The sequence below is a fragment of the Qipengyuania profundimaris genome (assembly GCF_030717945.1).
Taxonomy (GTDB): Bacteria; Pseudomonadota; Alphaproteobacteria; order Sphingomonadales; family Sphingomonadaceae; genus Qipengyuania; species Qipengyuania profundimaris.
The window spans coordinates 372,189-390,687 of record NZ_JAVAIM010000001.1 but is presented as its reverse complement, the minus strand read 5'-3'; the positions used below and the strand labels follow the sequence as shown (position 1 = coordinate 390,687).

At 65.8% G+C, this 18,499-nt stretch carries 15 protein-coding genes; 12 read left to right on the top strand and 3 right to left on the bottom strand.

From position 1 onward, the window contains the following. The first annotated feature begins 12 nt into the window (after positions 1-12). Genes Q9K02_RS01975 through Q9K02_RS01965 form a run of 3 tightly spaced genes read left to right on the top strand, consistent with a single transcriptional unit; the run spans position 13 to position 2,899 of the window. Positions 13-1,716 carry a M28 family metallopeptidase gene (locus Q9K02_RS01975; RefSeq protein WP_305931367.1) on the top strand — a complete coding sequence of 568 codons (1,704 nt, stop codon included), beginning with the start codon at positions 13-15 and terminating at the stop codon, positions 1,714-1,716. 27 nt (positions 1,717-1,743) lie between these two features. Continuing rightward, positions 1,744-2,736 (top strand): agmatine deiminase family protein, encoded by a 993-nt coding sequence (locus tag Q9K02_RS01970; RefSeq protein ID WP_305931366.1) that lies wholly within the window; start codon positions 1,744-1,746, stop codon positions 2,734-2,736. 34 nt (positions 2,737-2,770) lie between these two features. Beyond that, on the top strand, positions 2,771-2,899 hold the full coding sequence (locus Q9K02_RS01965; protein ID WP_305931365.1) for a hypothetical protein: 129 nt from the start codon (positions 2,771-2,773) through the stop codon (positions 2,897-2,899). Between the two features lie 9 nt (positions 2,900-2,908). Here Q9K02_RS01965 and Q9K02_RS01960 read toward each other — a convergent pair whose 3' ends face one another. From Q9K02_RS01960 to Q9K02_RS01950, 3 genes are all read right to left on the bottom strand, one after another. Then, the gene (locus Q9K02_RS01960) at positions 2,909-3,655 is read right to left on the bottom strand and encodes a sulfite exporter TauE/SafE family protein (RefSeq protein WP_305931364.1); all 747 of its coding nucleotides are present in this window, start codon (positions 3,653-3,655) and stop codon (positions 2,909-2,911) included. A 7-nt stretch (positions 3,656-3,662) separates the two neighbouring features. Next, positions 3,663-5,684 carry a threonine--tRNA ligase gene (gene thrS / locus Q9K02_RS01955; protein WP_305931363.1) on the bottom strand — a complete coding sequence of 674 codons (2,022 nt, stop codon included), beginning with the start codon at positions 5,682-5,684 and terminating at the stop codon, positions 3,663-3,665. Positions 5,685-5,912: 228 nt separating this feature from the next. Next, entirely contained in the window at positions 5,913-7,574 is a 1,662-nt protein-coding gene (locus tag Q9K02_RS01950) for an alkaline phosphatase D family protein (RefSeq protein WP_305931362.1), read from the bottom strand. Between the two features lie 161 nt (positions 7,575-7,735). Between Q9K02_RS01950 and Q9K02_RS01945 the strand changes: the two genes are divergently transcribed. The 9 genes from Q9K02_RS01945 to Q9K02_RS01905 all read left to right on the top strand — a co-directional run bounded on the left by Q9K02_RS01945 (position 7,736) and on the right by Q9K02_RS01905 (position 18,457). After that, positions 7,736-7,918: a hypothetical protein gene (locus tag Q9K02_RS01945; protein ID WP_278329119.1), complete on the top strand. Its 183-nt coding sequence runs from the start codon at positions 7,736-7,738 to the stop codon at positions 7,916-7,918. Continuing rightward, entirely contained in the window at positions 7,915-8,532 is a 618-nt protein-coding gene (locus Q9K02_RS01940; protein ID WP_305931361.1) for a hypothetical protein, read from the top strand. The genes Q9K02_RS01945 and Q9K02_RS01940 overlap by 4 nt, the downstream gene beginning before the upstream one ends. After that, positions 8,529-8,723, top strand: a complete 195-nt coding sequence (locus tag Q9K02_RS01935; RefSeq protein WP_305931360.1) for a helix-turn-helix transcriptional regulator — start codon at positions 8,529-8,531, stop codon at positions 8,721-8,723. The genes Q9K02_RS01940 and Q9K02_RS01935 overlap by 4 nt, the downstream gene beginning before the upstream one ends. Before the next feature lie 75 nt (positions 8,724-8,798). Beyond that, complete coding sequence (locus tag Q9K02_RS01930; protein ID WP_305931359.1) at positions 8,799-9,890, top strand: YjgN family protein; 1,092 nt, start codon at positions 8,799-8,801, stop codon at positions 9,888-9,890. Between the two features lie 4 nt (positions 9,891-9,894). Next, positions 9,895-10,971 (top strand): M48 family metallopeptidase, encoded by a 1,077-nt coding sequence (locus tag Q9K02_RS01925; RefSeq protein WP_305931358.1) that lies wholly within the window; start codon positions 9,895-9,897, stop codon positions 10,969-10,971. 57 nt (positions 10,972-11,028) lie between these two features. After that, positions 11,029-11,769, top strand: coding sequence for an alpha/beta fold hydrolase (locus Q9K02_RS01920; RefSeq protein WP_305931357.1), 741 nt, complete (start codon positions 11,029-11,031; stop codon positions 11,767-11,769). A 6-nt stretch (positions 11,770-11,775) separates the two neighbouring features. After that, positions 11,776-12,609 (top strand): tetratricopeptide repeat protein, encoded by an 834-nt coding sequence (locus Q9K02_RS01915; protein ID WP_340310318.1) that lies wholly within the window; start codon positions 11,776-11,778, stop codon positions 12,607-12,609. After that, positions 12,606-13,598, top strand: coding sequence for an LLM class flavin-dependent oxidoreductase (locus Q9K02_RS01910; protein ID WP_305931355.1), 993 nt, complete (start codon positions 12,606-12,608; stop codon positions 13,596-13,598). The genes Q9K02_RS01915 and Q9K02_RS01910 overlap by 4 nt, the downstream gene beginning before the upstream one ends. Positions 13,599-13,750: 152 nt before the next feature. Further along, entirely contained in the window at positions 13,751-18,457 is a 4,707-nt protein-coding gene (locus Q9K02_RS01905; RefSeq protein ID WP_305931354.1) for an NAD-glutamate dehydrogenase, read from the top strand. The last annotated feature ends 42 nt before the right edge of the window (positions 18,458-18,499 follow it).

Sequence of the window (18,499 nt, the reverse complement as noted above, 5' to 3'; positions counted from 1 at the left end):
AGGTTCGCAACGATGAAACGCCTGACCCTTGCCGCCACGACAGCGCTGTTGCTGTCCGCCTGCACGACCATGGAACCGGCTGGCGACATGAGCGCCGCCCCGACCGGCATCGACGTACCGGAGGTCGCCGAAGGCACATTGTCCGAGCAGACGATGAAGACCGTGACCGAGCGGCTTTCTTCCGACGAGTTCGAAGGTCGCGCGCCCGGCACGGCGGGCGAGGAAAAGACCGTCGCCTATCTGATCGAGCAATTCACGCGCGCCGGCCTGACCCCGGGCAATAACGGCAGCTGGGTGCAGAACGTGCCGCTGGTGGAAATCACCGGCAAGGACTTCGCCCCGCTCACCATCGCAGGCGGCAGCGGCGGACCGATGAGCCTCGACTTCGGCGACGACTGGGTCGGCGTCTCCTATCGCGAAGACGCGGCGACCTCGCTCGAAAACAGCGAGCTGGTGTTCGTCGGCTACGGCATCAATGCGCCCGAAAAGGGCTGGAACGATTATGCCGGGCTCGACATGCGCGGCAAGACGGCGGTCATCCTCGTCAACGATCCCGATTTCGGCGCGCAGACGCTGGAAGGACCGTTCGGCGGCAAGGCCATGACCTATTACGGGCGCTGGACCTATAAATACGAAGAGGCCGGCCGCCAGGGCGCGGCGGGCGCGATCATCATCCACGATACGGCGCCTGCCTCCTATGGCTGGAACGTCGTCGAAAGCAGCTGGAGCGGTCCGCAGGCCTATGCCGCGCGCGGTGCGAATGCGCCGATGATGACCAAGATGAACGGCTGGGTGCAGAAGAGCGTCGCCGAACGGATCATGCAGGCGGCAGGCCAGAACCTCGCGCAGCTCTCCGCAGCAGCCAAACAGAAGGGCTTCCAGGCCGTGCCGCTCGGCCTGACCGCCTCGACCAGCTTCGAAAACGATATCCGCACTTTCCAGTCGCGTAACGTGATCGGCATGCTGCCGGGTAGCGAGCGGCCGGACGAATATGTGATGCACACCGCCCACTGGGACCATCTCGGCCGCTGCAAGCCCGCGCCCGATGGCGACGACATCTGCAACGGCGCGGTCGACAATGCGACCGGCACGGCCGCACTGGTCGCACTGGCCGAAGCGCATGCAAAGGCAGGCGCGGCAGACCGCAGCCTCGTCTTCCTCGCCGTAACGGCCGAGGAATCGGGTCTGCTCGGCGCGGATTATTACGCCGCCAATCCGGTCTTCCCGCTCGACCAGACGGTCGGCGGCATCAACATGGACGCCTTCCAGGTTGCCGGCCCGGCCAGGGACGTGACCGTCGTCGGTCCGGGCAAATCGGAACTCGACCTGTTCATGAACGCGGCGCTGGAGTCCGAAGGCCGGGTGGCGACGCCCAATCCGAAGCCGGAAGCAGGCTATTACTACCGCTCCGACCATTTCGCCTTCGCCAAGCGCGGCGTGCCGATGCTGTATATCGACGGCGGAGAGGACCTGGTGGCAGGCGGCACGATCGCCGGGGCAGAGGTCGCGCGCGATTATACCGAGAACCGCTATCACGGGCCGAAGGACGAATATAACCCGGACTGGGACTGGTCCGGAGTGATGAGCGATCTCGAACTGTTCTACCGCATCGGGCGCATGCTGGCGGAAAGCGACAGCTGGCCCAACTGGAACCCGGGCGACGAGTTCAAGGCCACGCGCGATGCCGATTGCGCGGACGGGCCTTGCGGGTCGTAATCGCCCTTTAAGCGAAAGAACCGATCCATGCCTTACACCATGCCGCCCGAATGGGCGCCGCAGGACTGGCTGTGGATCGGCTTCCCGCACAATGCCGATGAATGGCCCGAAGTCCTGCCGCGTTCGCAGGAGCAGATCGCGGCATTCGCCAATGCAGTAGCCGAAAGCGGGCAGGAGGTTCGCCTGCTGGTCCGCGATGGGGCGAACGAGGCGCGGGCGCGGCAATTGGTCACCGGATCGGTCAGGCTCGAGCGCCGCACCTATGGCGACGTCTGGCTGCGGGATACCGGGCCGCTGGTGCTGGCCGACCGCGAGGGCAAGCGCATGGCACGGCGCTTCGGCTTCAACGGCTGGGGTGGCAAGTTCCTGATGGAAGGCGACCAGACCGTCGGCGCGGAACTGGCGGAGGATGCAGGCCTGCCGCTCGAGGTGTCGGACTGGATCCTCGAAGGCGGCGCGATCGATGGCGATGGCGCGGGCCTCGTCGTCACGACCGAGCAATGCCTGCTCAACCCCAATCGCAATCCGCAGCTCTCGCGCGAAGACATCGAGGCGCGGCTGCAGCGCGATCTCGGCTTCGAACGCGTGCTCTGGCTCGGCGACGGGCTGATCAACGATCATACCGACGGGCATGTCGACAATCTCGCGCGCTTCGTCGGCCGCAACACATTGTGCCTGCCGCGCGCGACCGGCAACGACGATCCCAATGCCGCGATTTACGCCGACGCCAATCGGCGCGCACAGGACGCCGGGGTGGCGGTCGCCGAGATTCCCTCGCCCGGCCTCGTTACCAGCGGCGATCATGTCGAGCCCGCCAGCTACGCCAATTTCGCGATCACCAGCCATTTGGTCGTCGTTCCGACCTTCGGTAGCCCGCATGACGAGGACGGGGTGGCGGCCATCGCCGAACTCTTCCCCGACCGCGCGACAATCGGCCTTCCCGCCGATGCCGTGCTTGCCGGAGGCGGAGGTTTCCATTGCGCCAGCCAGCAAATGCCCGCGGCGAGAGCCATATTTTAACGCTTCGTTAGGATTTGCCCGCGACAATGGCGGCATGGCCAAGGCTATCGCTCTCGCCCGTACGCATGTCGCCCCGATCTCGGCGACCGACATGGCGCGCGCACTGATCGTGAGCGGATGCGGCCTCGCACTGGCCCTTGCCGGGCCGGTCCTGCCTTTCTGACACGCTAAATCAGCCGAACGCCTTCCACAGCGCGGCGAGCGCCGCCCCGCCTAGCACCGCGCCCACGCAAATGCGCCAGGTGCGGTCCTCGATCCGGCCCGACACCCTGTTGCCCAGCCAATTGCCCGCGAGCACGGCCGGGAACAGCAGAGCCGCAAGCAGCGCGAGCGCCCAGTCGAGCATGCCCAGCGCCGCGCCGCTCACCAGCCCAGCGGACGAGGCGCAGGTAAAAATCAGCAACATGGAGGCTTTCGCCACTGCGCGCGGGATATCGCGCCCCACGTAATAGGGCACGACCGGCGGGCCGGGCATGCCGGCATAGCCGGTCATCAGCCCGCTCAATATCCCCACCCCGCCGGTTGTCGCCGGATGATGCTCCAGAGCGCCCCGGCGTGGCAGGAGGATGGCGACGAAGGCCGACAGGGCGATGAAGGCGATGACCACGCGGGCGATGTCCGGCGTGGTCGCGCCGAGTAGGAACAGCCCAACAGGCGTCGTCAGCGCAACCAGCCCGATGATCGCCCAGGCAGAGCGCTCGGCATCGCGCAGCAGGCGGCGGATTTCCGAGAGGCCGATGAAGACCGAAAGGAAGTTCGTCAGGAGCACTGCATCCACCGGCGTCAGTGCCAGCGCGAGGATCGGCACGATCAGGATCGCCATGCCGAACCCGGTCAGCCCGCGCACGAAGGCCGAGCCGAAAGCGGCAACCAGCGCGGCGACGATGGCCGCCGTGCCGTAGCCCGCAAGCAGGTCCATCGGCGGCCTAGCCCTCGCGCAGGTCGGGCGGCGTCGCTTCGGCCTTGAGCATCGCGATCGCCTCGTCGAGGCTCATCACGCGCTGCTCCTTCTCGCCCAACGTGCGAATGGCGACGGTGCCTTCCTCGGCCTCGCGATTGCCGACCACCAGCAGGTGCGGGACCTTGGCGTGGCTGTGTTCGCGCACCTTGTAGTTGATCTTCTCGTTGCGAAGATCGCTCTCGACGCGGATGCCCGCGGCTTCCAGCTTGGCGACCGCTTCCTTCGCATAATCGTCGGAGTCGGAGACGATGGTCGCGACCACCGCCTGTACGGGCGCGAGCCAGACCGGAAGACGTCCTGCGAAATGCTCGATCAGGATGCCGATGAAGCGTTCGTAGCTGCCGAAGATCGCGCGGTGGAGCATGACAGGGCGGTGCTTCTCGCCATCCTCGCCGACATAGCTCGCATCGAGGCGGTCGGGCAGCACGCGGTCGCCCTGGATCGTGCCGACCTGCCAGGTACGGCCGATCGCATCGGTTAGGTGCCATTCGAGCTTGGGCGCATAGAAGGCGCCTTCGCCGGGCAGTTCTTCCAGCTTGCCGTCACCTTCGCCCTGCATGTCGCTGACCGCGACGGCATCGCGCAATTCCTGCTCCGCCTTGTCCCAGTCCTCGTCCGAACCGAATCGCTTTTCGGGGCGCAGGGCGAGCTTGACGTCGTAGGTGAAACCGAAGTCGCGATAGACCTGGTCGGCTAGCTCGATGAAGGCCTTCACCTCCTCGACCACCTGATCTTCCGTGCAAAAAATATGCGCATCGTCCTGCGTGAACTGGCGCACGCGCATCAGCCCGTGAAGCGCGCCATGCGGTTCGTTGCGGTGGCAGCAGCCCATTTCGCCCAGCCGAATTGGCAGGTCGCGATAGGAGGTGATGCCCTGCTTGAATACCAGCACATGCGCCGGGCAGTTCATCGGCTTGATCGCCATCCAGTCCGCATCGGGCGCGACGCTGGGGTTTGCCGGTCCGTCTCCGAGCTCCTCTACCTCCGGGACCATGTCGGGCACGGCGAACATGTTCTCGGCATATTTGCCCCAGTGGCCGGACTGCTCCCACTGGCGCACGTCCATCAGCTGCGGCGTCTTGATCTCGCGATAGCCGGCCTTGTCCATCTTGCGGCGCATATAAGCCTCCAGCTCGCGCCAGATGCGATAGCCCTTGGGATGCCAGAAGACGCTGCCGTGCGCCTCTTCCTGCAAATGGAAGAGATCCATCTCGCGGCCCAGCTTGCGGTGGTCGCGTTTGGCGGCTTCCTCCAGACGCGTGAGGTGGGCGTTGAGCTGCTTCTTGTTGAGCCAGCCGGTGCCGTAGATGCGCGTGAGCTGCGGATTATTCTGATCGCCGCGCCAGTAGGCCCCGGCAACGCGCGTGAGCTTGAAGGCCTGCGGATCGAGCTTGCCCGTGCTGGCGAGATGCGGACCGCGGCACATGTCGAGCCAGTCCTCACCCGACCAGTAGACCGTCAGCTCCTCGTTCTCGGGCAGTTCCTTGGCCCATTCGGCCTTGAAGACCTCGCCTTCGGCTTCCCACTTGTCGATCAGCTGCTGGCGGCTCCAGACTTCGCGGCGCAGCGGCTTATCGGCCTTGATGATGCGGCGCATCTCCTCTTCGATATCGGGGAGATCGTCCATGCTGAACGGCTCGCGATCGGCGGGTGCCTTCACATCGTAATAGAAGCCGTCGTCCGTCGCGGGGCCGAAGGTGATCTGCGTGCCGGGATAGAGCGACTGGACCGCTTCGGCGAGGACGTGCGCGAAATCGTGCCGCGCCAACTCGAGCGCGTCTTCCTCGTCGCGGCTCGTGACCAGTGCGAGTTCGGCATCGCCCTCGAACGGGCGGTTGATGTCGCGCAGTTCGCCGTCCACGCGCGCGGCAATGGCGGCCTTGGCAAGGCCGGGTCCGATCGCGGCGGCGACATCGCCGGGCGTGCTGCCGGGTTCCATTTCGCGCACCGAACCGTCGGGCAGGCTGATCTTGAGCAGTTCCGTCATCGTATCTCGTCCGTCGTTTGGCGCGCCATGACACAGGCGCGCGCGCCATTGAAGCGGCGTTTGCGTTATTTCCGGTTTCGAGAGGAACGCCGCGCCACCCGAAACCGGGCGGCGGTGGCTGCGGTTAGGCCGCGACCATCCGCCCCCGGAGACCCGGGGTTGTGGTAGTCGTGGTGGTGAAGCGCAGTTGCGTCATGGCCGGACAGATAGCGCGGGTGCCTGCGCTTCTCAAGTCGCTTGCAGCTTGCGGTTGCCCGCCAACGTGGTCATGCGGTGGGTTGCGGAGACGCCCGCGCCCTTCTCGCGCACGCTGGAGAGGAAGCGGAACTCGCTCGACGCGCTGCCGGGCGTGAGCTCTACCGCCATATAGCCGCGGCGCGCCGAATCCATCCATTGAAGCTGCGGATTGTGGTCGACGATCGCGCGCTCCAGCCGGTCTTTCGGAATGAACGACAGATAGCTTTCGAGCCCCGGCGACGTGACGCCCTGCACGCCGAACTCAACGCCGACCGGCTGCCCGGCGTGATCGAGATCGAAGGCCCAGGCATTGTGCGTGTCGCCAGCAAGACTGATCAGGTTCGCATTCGCATTGAGCGCGGATTTCAACAATCGCTCGCGCGCGGCGGGATAGCCGTCCCATGCGTCCATATTGAGCGGCAGTTCCGCCCGCCCGGCCATCGCGCCTGCCAGGATGCGCTGGCGAATGAAGTCGGGAAGATCGCCCGGCAGGCCCTCGGTCAGACCCGGGGCGGTGGAGAGGTTGCCCATCAGCACCTGCTGCACCAGCACCTGCCACGGCTTGCCTGCCCCGGCGGAGCGCCGCATGCCATCGGCGAGCCACGCCTGCTGCCGCGCCCCGAGCAATTCGCGCGAGGCATCGCGATAGTCGCCCTCGCGGAAGGCGGTCAGCGCAGTCATCGCCTCGTCGGCCGAGGTCTGGCCGGTCAGGATATCGCCATAGGAAAACTGCTCCGCCCGCGCGGTTAGTCGCGTTTCCAGGCGGAACAGCGTGGCGAGATCGCCGATTTCGTAAGCCGCCCAAGGCTCGTCGGAGACGGGCATCCACTCGCGATAGGCCTTGATCGCCGCCGCCTTGCGGACCGACCATTCGCCCTCGCTATCGGGCTGGTGGTTCTGGGCGCCGCCTTCCCACGAATCGTTCGCGCTCTCGTGATCGTCCCAGCCGCTGATCATCGGATACATCTGGTGGAGGCGGCGCAGATCCGGGTCGCTGCGATAGAGCGCATAGCGGCGGCGGTATTCGTCGAGACTGACGATCTCCTTCGCCGGGAACAGCGTACGGCCGGACAAGGCCTCGTCGGCGGAGGGGTAGGTGCCGGGCCCGTATTCATAGAAATAATCGCCCAAATGCAGCGTGCAGTCGAAGGCGTTCGCATCGGCGGCATGGGCATAGGCGTTGAACCAGCCGAAGGCGATGTTGGAGCAGGAGAACACCGCCATGCGGAACCGCTCGGTCGGGCCTTCGGGCAGTGTCTTCGTGCGGCCGACATCGGACATCGAACCGTCGGGCGCGACGAAGCGGAAGTAATAGAAGCGTGCCGGGGCAAGGCCGCGCGCGGTCGCCTTGCAGCACCAGTCGTTATCCGCGCTGGCCGTGACCGTGCCGCCCGCAGCGATACTGCCGAAATCGGCGCTTTCCGACAGCTCATAGGTCAGCGGCGTGTCCTGATTAGCCACGAACCGAGTCCACACCAACACGCCATTCGCCGCAGGCTCGCCGCTTGCGACCCCATGCGTGAAGCCGCGTACGGGCACCTGCGCGGCCAGCGGCATCCCGGCGAGGCCTGCGCCGAGCACTCCACCCTTGATCACGCTCCGGCGATCGAGCGACGGCAGCTTCGCGGCAGCAGGCGGTTCGGTGGCGATCATTTGTTTCTCCTCACTCATTCTGCTGCCTGCGCCGGATGACCCCTGCATGACAAGTCTTTCGACACTGCTGGAAAGGTCGCGCTCCATATTGGAAAGTGTGCTTGACATAACCCGCCTCCTATGACAAATACACTTTACACCATAGCAAAGGAGCTTGACCAATGAACCGTACAATCCTTTCCAGTGGCTTCGCCATTGCCATGCTGCTGACCGCGCTCGGCGTGTCTCTGGGCGCAATTGACGCCGCGGTCGGTGAACCGATGCTGATTGTCTTCCCGGCACTGGCGATCGCGACGATCCGGCCGGGCAAATGCTGCGCGTCGCTCAAGGGCGTCTTTTCGTGACCGATAGCAGCGAAAACGCGCTCCGCAGCTCGGTGCCCGTATGGGCCGGACTGACCTTCGCCAGCTTCGGCGCAGCGATGGGGTTGGCGCTGAGCGATGCCATCAACTCGACCACGGCCATGATCCTCCTGATCGTTCCGGCAGCGCTGTTCTTCCAGACGATGCGCGCGGCCAACCGGGCCGCGAACAATCGCGGGCCCTGCAGCGCCAAGGGCGAGGCACAGCAACGCTATATCAAGCGGGTGATGGTGTTCAGCAGCGCCTATCTGGTTGCCATCGCGTTGCAGGTCTCGTTGCTGAGCGATGGCGATCCGTCGACCGCCGCTCGCGTGGCGCTGGCGCTGCTACCCGCCTTCGCCATCATCGGGGTGTTCTGGGCGATTGGCCGGCTGATCGTCGAGGAGCAGGACGAGTTTCTGCGCATGCTGATCGTACGCCAGTCGCTGATCGCCACCGGCTTCGCACTTGCCGCCGCCACGCTGTGGGGGTTCCTCGAATCGACTGGCGTCGTCATCCACCTCGACGCCTATTGGTGGGCGGTCGCATGGTTCTTCGGCCAGTTCGTCGGAGCGATTGCCAACCGCATCAGCTACGGCACCTGGGGCGCGCTATGAAGAACCGCCTCAAGGTGCTGCGCGCCGAACGCGACTGGAGCCAGCAGCAGCTTGCCGACCTTCTCGAGGTGAGCCGCCAGAGCGTAAACGCGATCGAGACCGGGCGTTACGACCCGTCGCTGCCGCTGGCTTTCCGGATCGCCGAAGTCTTCGAGCTGGCGATCGAGGAGATCTTCCAGCGCGACGAATAGTCGCTCGCTCTGATTGACACAGCCCCTTCGATCCCCGAGCATCCGGCGACGGGATCGAAGGGGTTTTACTGCATCATGCACGGTAAATACGATGGCGAGGGCGGCGAAAGCGCTTTCGTGTTCGAAGGCAACTGGCGCGAATTCGCACCGATCGCCTTCACCAATCTGCTGCTGACCATCGTCACGCTGGGAATCTACCGCTTCTGGGCCACTACCCGCGAACGGCAATATCTGTGGTCGCGCAGCCGCTTCGTCGACGAGCATCTCGAATGGGCCGGAACGGGCAAGGAGCTGTTCTTCGGCTTCCTGATCGTGCTGGTCCTGTTCGGACTGCCCTATTTCATCATCTCCTTCGGCGCGCAGGCGCTGATCGCGCGCGGTTATGAAGAGATCGGCGCGGCCCTGGGCGTGCTGGCATTCGTCGCGATCTTCTACCTGATGGGCGTCGCGCGCTTTCGCGCCCTGCGCTATCGCCTGTCGCGCACGCGCTGGCGTGGCATCCGCGGGGGGAGCGACAATCCCGGTTTCGTGTTCGGCCTGTCTTATATGTGGAAGACGATCGTCGGCTGGCTCCCGCTCGGCCTGCTGATCCCCTGGTCGATGACCAGCCTGTGGAACGAGCGCTGGAGCAAGATGAGCTTCGGCCCCTATCGCTTCGAAGCCAATGCCGAGGCGGGCGGCGTGTTTGTCCGGTTCCTGCTGTTCTATCTTGCCCCGTTTATAATGTTCTTCGGAGCCCTGTTCATGGCGGGGATGGGCATGCTTGCAGGCTATGGAATAGGCGGCGAGGATGGCGCAGCTTTCGGCGGTGTGCTTGGGATTTTTGGCCTCGTCCTGTTCTTCTATCTCGGCCTCGGCCTGATTGCGGTGGCTTTCTACGCCAAGTTCTATCGCGAAGTGGTTGGCGCGACGCGGTGGAAGGATCTCGATTTCAGCTTCGAGGCTTCGACGCTGGAGTGGTTCAAGCTGCTGGTCGGCGATGTGCTGCTGGTAGTCTTCACGTTCGGGATCGGCCTTATCTTCCTGTCCTATCGGCACTGGAAGTTCTTCATCACTCACTTGGAGGCGAGCGGGGAAATCCTGCTCGACGAACTGACGCAGTCGACCACCAAGACCGCGCGCCATGGCGAGGGCCTTCTCGACGCTTTCGACATGGGCGCGATCTGAGCCGATGGACGACAGCTTCCAGGTCCCGGCCAGCTGGTACGACGGACACTCGGCCGTCCGGCACGAAGGCCATGCGCGCTGGGACGGCGGGGGGCAATTGCTGCTCGATGCGCCGACCAGCCAGCTTGCCGTGCCGCTGGACGACCTGCGCTTCGGCGAGGCGCGGGGGGAGCATGTCTTCTATCGCCGCGAGAGCGAGACCGATTTCCGCCTGACCCTGCCCGCCGACATGCCGCCGGGGCTGGCACGGCATTTGCCTGAGAAAAGCGAATACGGCGCGTGGATCGACCGGCTGGGCCTTGGCAAGGCGGCGGTGATTTTCGCCGCGGCCAGCGCGGTCGCCGTGGCGCTCTTCATGACCGCGCCCGAATGGCTCGGCCCGCGCGTGCCCGAAAGCTGGGAGCGCAATCTGGGCCAGGCGATGATCGGCGATTTCGGCGGCCGGCTGTGCAGCACGCCCGAAGGCGACGCAGCCCTTGCCAAGCTGCTCGACGAGGTCGATCCGGCGACGACGCAGGTGAATGCGGACGTTGCCAATATCGACATGGTCAATGCGGTGGCGCTGCCCGGCGGGCAGGTGCTGCTGTTCGACGGCCTCATCCAGCAGGCCGAAAGCCCGGAAGAGCTCGCCGGTGTGCTCGCCCACGAGGTCGGCCATGTGCGGGAGCGGCATGTGATGACCGCGCTGCTGCGCCAGTTTGGCATGTCGGTGCTGCTGGCGGGCGCAAACTCGGGCGTCGGCGACACGGTCTTTGGCGTCGCCTCCATGGGCTATTCGCGCGATGCCGAGAGGGAGGCGGACGACTATGCCCGCGCGCGCCTCGCCGAAAGCGATGTTTCGCCGCTGGGCGCAGCGGGTTTTTTCGAGCGCATGGCCGAGGAATATGGCGACGATGGCGAGAGCAATGCGATGACGGGGTGGCTGGCGAGCCATCCTGCGGCGGGCGAGCGAGCGCGGGCTTACAAGAACGCGGCGAAGGAAGGCGCGGACTATCCGCCGGTCCTCTCGGAACGGGAATTCGCCGCGCTCCAGTCGATGTGCGAGGACGATCCCGACGTCGAGGAGTTCGACTTCTTCTGACGCTTCGCCCGGAGCCGGGGTTGCATTCGCGCCCCCGAGGTTCGACATCTTGACGCCATGAGCGACACGCAATTCCATACCATGCCCGACGGTCGACGCATCGCCTTCCGCCATTCGCCGGGCGCGGGTCCGACGCTCGTTTTCCTGCCCGGCTACATGTCCGACATGGATGGCGGCAAGGCGACTGCGCTGGTCGCCTGGGCGAAGGCGCGCGGGCAGGGCTGCCTGTTGCTCGATTATTCGGGTTGCGGGTCGAGCGGGGGCGACTTCGCCGACGGCACGCTGTCGCGCTGGGCCGAAGAAGTGCTCGCGCTGATCGATGCGCATGTCGAGGGCCGCGTGATCGTGATCGGCTCGTCCATGGGCGGCTGGCTGATGTTGCTGGTCGCCATCGCACTGGGCGAGCGGTTAGCCGGACTGGTCGGCATCGCTTCCGCGCCCGACTTCACCGAATGGGGTCGCTCCGACGAGGACAAGGCGAAATTACGCGCAGGCGAGACGGTCTACGATCCCAATCCCTATGGCCCCGAGCCCACGCCGATGCATCCGGGCTTCTTCGCCGACGGGCAAGAGCAGCGCCTGCTCGACGGCGAAATCGCGATCGATGCGCCGGTGCGCCTGCTCCACGGCCAGCGCGATGCCGACGTGCCGTGGCAGATCAGCATGAAGCTGGCCGAAGCGCTGCGTTCGGACGCGGTACACTTGCTGCTGGTTAAGGACGGCGATCACCGGCTGTCGCGCGAGCAGGATATCGCCCTGCTGCTGCGCACGGTCGAATCTTTGTCCGGAGACGTCTGAGTGTTCATGTCCGCCCTTGCCCTGCTGATCATGCAGGTCGGCCCCAATCCATCCGTCGGCGCGATTCCCGACGTGCCCGATGAGCTGGCGAATCGCCCGCAGCGCGAGACTGCCGATATTATCGAAACGACGCCGTCCCCGCGCAGCGAATATCTCTCGCGGTGCCTGGCGCTGACGACCGGCGAGCCGGAAGAGGCGCTCGATTTCGCGCAGGCCTGGCGCGTGCAGGTGGAAAGCGATCTCGAACTGGCGCAGTCGGCCCATTGTCTCGGGCTGGGGCTGGTGAGACTGGAGCGATACGAAGAGGCGCGCACGATCTTCGAGACTGCCAGTGCCGAAGCGCCGGATACCCTGCCCGCCTACCGTGCCCGGCTGGGGGCGATGGCCGGCAATGCCGCGCTAGCCGACGACAAGCCCGCCACTGCCGAGCCGCTGTTCGCGCAGGCCATCACCCATGCGACGGCAGCGGGCGACGGCGCTCTCGCAGCGAGTCTCCATGTCGACCGCGCCCGTGCGCTCGTGGCGGCGGGTCGTCAGGAGGATGCGGCAGAGGCGCTCGCCTCGGCCCGCGCAGAGGACCCGGCCAATGCGCGCGCATGGTTGCTGTCCGCAACTCTTTCCCGCCGCCTTGATCGGCTGGGCGAGGCGCAGCTGCAGATCGAGCGTGCTGCCGAAATCGATCCGCGCAACCCGGTGATCGGGCTTGAGGCCGGCGTGATCGCCGCCCTGTCCGGCCGCGACGACGACGCGCGGCGCAGCTTCGAATCGGTCCTGCTGGTCGCACCCGAAAGCACAGAAGCCGACCGCGCCCGCGCCTATCTGGAGCAACTTGCCCAATGACCGATTTTTCCGTCCTCGACCTCGTCCCCGTTCGCGAAGGCGGCAGCGTCGGCGATGCGCTCACCGCCGCGACCGACCTTGCGAAAGCTGCCGAGGCCGCGGGCTGCAAACGCTTCTGGGTTGCCGAGCATCACGCGATGGAAGGCATTGCCGGCGGTGCGACCTCGGTCGTGCTCGCGCATATCGGCAATGCCACCAGCACCATCCGCATCGGATCGGGCGGCATCATGCTGCCGAACCACACGCCGTTCCAGATCGCCGAGCAATTCGGCACGCTCGACGCGCTGTTTCCCGGCCGCATCGACCTGGGCCTTGGTCGCGCACCGGGGGCGGGACCGGAATTGCAGCGGGCGCTGCGCAAGGACCTGCACCGCGCCGCCGAGATGTTCCCGCAGGACGTCGTCGAGTTGATGGCGCTGATGAAGGGCGAAGGGGCGATCCACCCCACACCCGGACGCGGCGCAGAGCCCGAATTCTGGATGCTCGGATCGAGCCTGTTCGGCGCGCAGCTGGCCGCGAAACTCGGCCTGCCCTACGCCTTCGCCAGCCATTTTGCGCCCGATCACCTCGATGCCGCGCTTGAACTATATCGCCGCGATTTCCAGCCATCCGAGGCTTGCGAGAAGCCGCATGTCATGGCGGCGATGAACCTGTTCGTCGCCGACAGTGAGGCCGAAGCCGAATATCTCGCCAGCTCGCAGTTGCAGGCCTTCGTCGCGCTGCGCACCGGGCGGCCCGGAAAGCTGCCCCCGCCGCGCGAGAACTTCCGCGATAGCCTCCCCCCTCAGGCGCAGGCCATGCTCGCCCACATCGGCCAGGCGAGCGCGATCGGCACGCCCGCAATGGCCCGCGACACGGTCGAGAGCTTCGTCGCGCGTACCGGTGCGGACGAGATCGTTTTCGGCGGCAGCACTTATGACCCTGCGGCGCGCATCCGGTCGCTCGAACTCGCGATGGACGCGCTCCAGCCCTTACGCGCCGTAGCGTAACCCGCCGTTCCGCATAGGAATGCACGTCTGCGCATGTGCCACCTTGCGACGCGCCGACAAGGGGCCTAGGCGCGGCCTCTGACATCTTCGCCGCATGAGTCGAAAATTGCGCGGCGAAGTAACGATACTACGCGATCCTGCGAGAGGTCCCCATGGGTTCGAAGAGCGCCGCCAAAGCGAAATCCGGCACATTGTCCAAGAAACTGCACGCCGAGCTGGTGGAGCGCATGCGCCAGTCGCTGCTGCGCGGCGATACGCCGATTACCGACGCGAAGATGGACGAGGCCGCGCGTTTCCTCGGCGAAACGGCCTATCAGCGCGAATTCGGCGAGCCTGCCATCCATGTCGAAAGCGCGACCGAAGACCGCCGCTTCACGCGCATCGCCATCGTCAATGACGACATGCCCTTCCTCGTCGATTCGCTGGCTGCGGCGATTGCGGCGCTCGGCCTCTCGATCGACCATCTCGTCCACCCGGTCGTCCCGGTGGAGCGCAAGAAGGATTGCGTGCTCAAAGCCATCCCCGAGGGCGATCCGGAGGATGCCTATTGGGAATCGATGATCTACCTCGAAACCGCGCGGGTCGATGCGAAGACGCGCCGCCAGCTCGAGGATAGCATCGTCGAGACGCTGAAGGACGTTCGCGCCGCTGTGAAAGACTGGCCGAAACTGCAAGCCGCCATGGCCGCCGATGCCAATCGCATCGCCGATGTCGATGAAGAGGGGGCGGCGCTGCTCGAATGGCTCAATTCGGGCATGCTGACGCAGCTCGGCCACGTGACCCGCCACCGCGACGGCACGCAGGACGATCCGCTGGGCATCTGCCGCACAAGCACCGAACAATTGCTCGCCGAAGCGTCTTTCGACCGCGCCTTCGCGTGGTTCGACGACACAAAGAACACCCGCGTGCCGCTGGTCATCAAGGCCAATCATTTGAGCAGGGTCCACCGGCGGGTCCCGCTGGACGTGCTGATCGTGCCGCTGCGGGAAGGTGGCAAGCTGGTGGCGCTTTCGCTCCATGCAGGGGTATGGACCAGCGCCGCCCTCGCTGCCCCGCCCCGCGCCGTCCCGCGCCTGCGCGAGCAGCTGCAGCGGCTCTACGATCGCTATGGCTTCGACGAGGGCGGCCATGCGGGCAAGGCGCTGGTGCATGCGCTGACCACGCTGCCCCACGACCTGATGATCGGTTTTCAGGAAGAGGACGTCGATCGCGTCGCGACGACCATGATGAGCCTGGTCGACCGCCCCCGCCCGCGTCTGGCACTGGTGGAGGCCCCGCTGGCGCGCCACCTCTTCGCCTTCGTCTGGCTGCCGCGCGACATGCTGGCGACGCAGGTCAGGCTAGAGATCCAGGCCCTGCTGGAAGACACCGCCGCTGCGCGCCTGCTCGATTGGAGCCTCGAGGTCGAAGGCGGCAATGTCGCTACGCTGCGCTTCGTCCTCGACATCCGCGACGGCTCCGGCGCACCCGATGAAGTGACCCTTGAGGAGCGCCTGCAGACATTGCTGCGCGGCTGGAGCGAAGCGGTCGAGGCGGAACTCGGCCAGACCGAGGAACCGCCGCGTGCCGCCGCGCTGGCCATGCGCTTTGCCGAAAGTTTCCCGACTGCCTTCCGCGGCCGGTTCGGGCCGCAGGAAGCCGCGCTCGATATCGTGCGGCTGCACCGGCTTGGCGCCAGCGCCGAAAGCGAAGAGATCGCCCGCGGTGCGCGCATGTATCAGTGCGAGCGGGAAGCCGAAACCTGCCTGCGCCTGAAGCTCTATCAGTCCGAAGGCAGCCTGCCGTTGTCCGAGGGCGTACCCGCGCTGGAAAACTTCGGGTTTCACGTGCAGTCGGAAATGCCGACCGTGCTCGACGACGGGCGGCTCGGCACGATCCACGACTTCCGGCTGGAGCTGAAGCCGGGCGGCGATCCGGCCGCGCTGGTCGAACGCGCCGACGCGATCGAGGAAGCGATCGCAGCAGTGCTCAATGGCGAGGCGGAGAACGACGTCTTCAACCGGCTTGTGCCCGAAGCCGGCCTGTCCGCGCGCGAGGCCAACTGGCTGCGCGCCTTCTATCGCTATCTGCGGCAGGTCGGCATGGGCTTCACCATCTACACGGTGGTCGATGCGCTGGCCGCCGCACCCGATGTGACTCGCGCTCTGGTGGCGCTGTTCACCGCTCGGCACGATCCCGATTTCGGCAGCGGCCGCGAACAGGCGATCGAGGATGCACGCGCCGCGATCAAGCGCGGCCTGTCCAAGGTAAAGGCGATCAACGACGACCGCCTGCTTCGGCTCTACAATTCGCTGATCGACGCGATCCTGCGGACCAATGCTTTCGCTCCGGCGGCAGGCGAGGCGCTCGGCTTCAAGATCGACAGTGCCCGCGTGCCGGGCCTGCCCAAGCCTATCCCCTATCGCGAGATCTTCGTCTATTCGCGCCGCATCGAAGGCATTCATTTGCGCGCCGGCCCGGTGGCGCGCGGCGGCCTGCGCTGGTCCGACCGGCGCGACGACTTCCGCACCGAAATCCTCGGCCTGATGAAGGCGCAGCGCGTGAAGAACGCGGTGATCGTGCCGACCGGCGCGAAAGGCGGTTTCTATCCCAAGCAGCTGCCCAACCCTGCCATCGACCGCGAGGGCTGGGCGCTGGAAGGGCGCACCAGCTACGAGATTTTCATCCGCACGCTGCTGTCGGTCACCGACAATATCGTCAACGACAAGGTCGTGCATCCAGAAGACGTCGTCATCACCGATGGCGAGGACCCGTATTTCGTGGTCGCTGCCGACAAGGGCACGGCCACCTTCTCCGACGTAGCAAATGCCATCGCGGAAAGCCGGGATTTCTGGCTCGACGATGCCTTCGCCAGCGGCGGCTCCAAGGGCTACGACCACAAGGCCATGGGCATCACCGCCCGCGGCGCCTGGGTATCGGTCCAGCGGCATTTCCTCGAAATGGGTGTCGACGTGCAGAGCGACCCCATCGAGGTCGTCGGCTGCGGTGACATGTCGGGCGATGTGTTCGGCAACGGCATGCTGCTGTCCAAGGCGATCAAGCTGGTGGCTGCCTTCGACCACCGGCACATTTTTCTCGATCCCGATCCCGATCCGGCGAAAAGCTGGAAGGAGAGGAAGCGCCTGTTCGACCTGCCGCGATCGAGCTGGGAGGATTACGACAGCGACCTGATCTCGCGCGGCGGCGGGGTGTTCCCGCGCGATGCGAAGACCATCAAGCTGTCGAAGACGATGCAGGCCAAGCTCGACATCGAACAGGACGAGATCGAGCCCGAGGCCCTGATCAGCGCGATCCTGAAAGCGCCGGTCGACCTGATCTGGTTCGGCGGCATCGGCACCTACATCAAGGCAGCGCACGAGAACAACGTGCAGGTCGGCGACCCGGCCAACGATGCGCTGCGCGTGGACGGGCGCGAACTGCGCGCCAAGGTGATCGGCGAGGGCGCGAACCTCGGCATTACGCAGGCGGGACGAATCGAATTCGCCCACATCGGCGGGCGCAGCAATACCGACTTCATCGATAATTCGGCCGGGGTCGATTGCTCGGACAACGAGGTCAATATCAAGATCGCGCTCGCTGCCGCCAAGCGCGCGGGCAAGCTTTCGGAACCCAAGCGCGTCGAACTGCTCGAATCGATGACCGAGGAAGTCGCCGACCTCGTGCTGGAAGACAATCGCCTCCAGGCGCTCGCGCTTTCGATTGCCGAGATCGGCGGCGACCGCGCGATGGCATCGCAGCGGCACATCATCGAAACGCTGGAAGCCGGCGGCAATCTCGACCGGCGAACCGAAGGGCTGGCCGACGACCAGACGCTGCTTCGCCGCGCGGCCGACGGGCAGGGACTGACCCGTCCGGAGCTCGCCGTGCTGCTGTCGTCCACCAAATTGGTGCTGCAGGCGGCCATCGAGGATAGCGACCTGCCCGACGACAAGCTGCTCGAAAGTACGCTGTTCGAAGCCTTCCCCGAGCCGATGCGAAAGAAGTTCAAGGCGCAGATCGCGGGCCACCGGCTGCGCCGCGAGATCATCGCGACCAAGCTCGCCAATCAGATCGTCAATCGGCTGGGCACGATCCATCCCTTCGAACTGGCCGAGGAAGAGGGCGTCGAACTGTCGCAGGTCGCCGCGGCGTTCGTGGCGTGCGAGGAGCTGTTCGGCCTCGAGGAATTATGGGCGCAAATCGATGTGGCAGACATGTCGGAACAGGCGCGCTTGACGCTGTTCGACCGGCTGGCCGCAGCGGTCGGCAATCTCATGTCCGACGTGCTGCGCAGCGCGTCGGGCAAGGTCGATCCGAGCGCACTCGTTGCCGAACTGGGCAAGGGCGTTCGCGTGCTTGCAGAAGCGACCGACCAGTTGCTGTCGGCCGAATCGCGCCAGCAATCCGCGCGCCTCGAGGCGCAATTGACCGAAGCGGGCGCGCCGGAGAAATTCGCCGCCCGGGTGAGCCATCTCTACGACCTCGACGGGTCGGTCGGCCTGGCCCAGCTGGCCAGCGACACGGGTATCGAGCCGAAGGGCCTCACGCTCGGCTTCACCGAAATCGGGCGCCGTCTCGGCCTCGACTGGGCTCAGTCGACCGCTGCGATGATGAGCCCATCGGATGTTTGGGAGCGCCTGCTTGTTTCGGGCCTCGCCCGCGATTTCCAGCAGATGCGGCTGGAACTCCTGCGCCGCCTCTCGCGCCGCAAGGATGCGAAGAAGGACATGCCCGGCACGGTGGAGAAATGGGCCGACGAACAGGATGTGGCGGTGCGCGGGTTCCGCACGATGATCGCCCGCGCGCAGGCGCAGTCGCCGGTCGCTCCGGCCATGCTCGCACAAGTGGCCAGCATGGCGCGCAACCTTCTGGGACGGTAGCGCCCCCGGCGCCGCTACGCTTGACCGGCAGGCGTTTTCCCG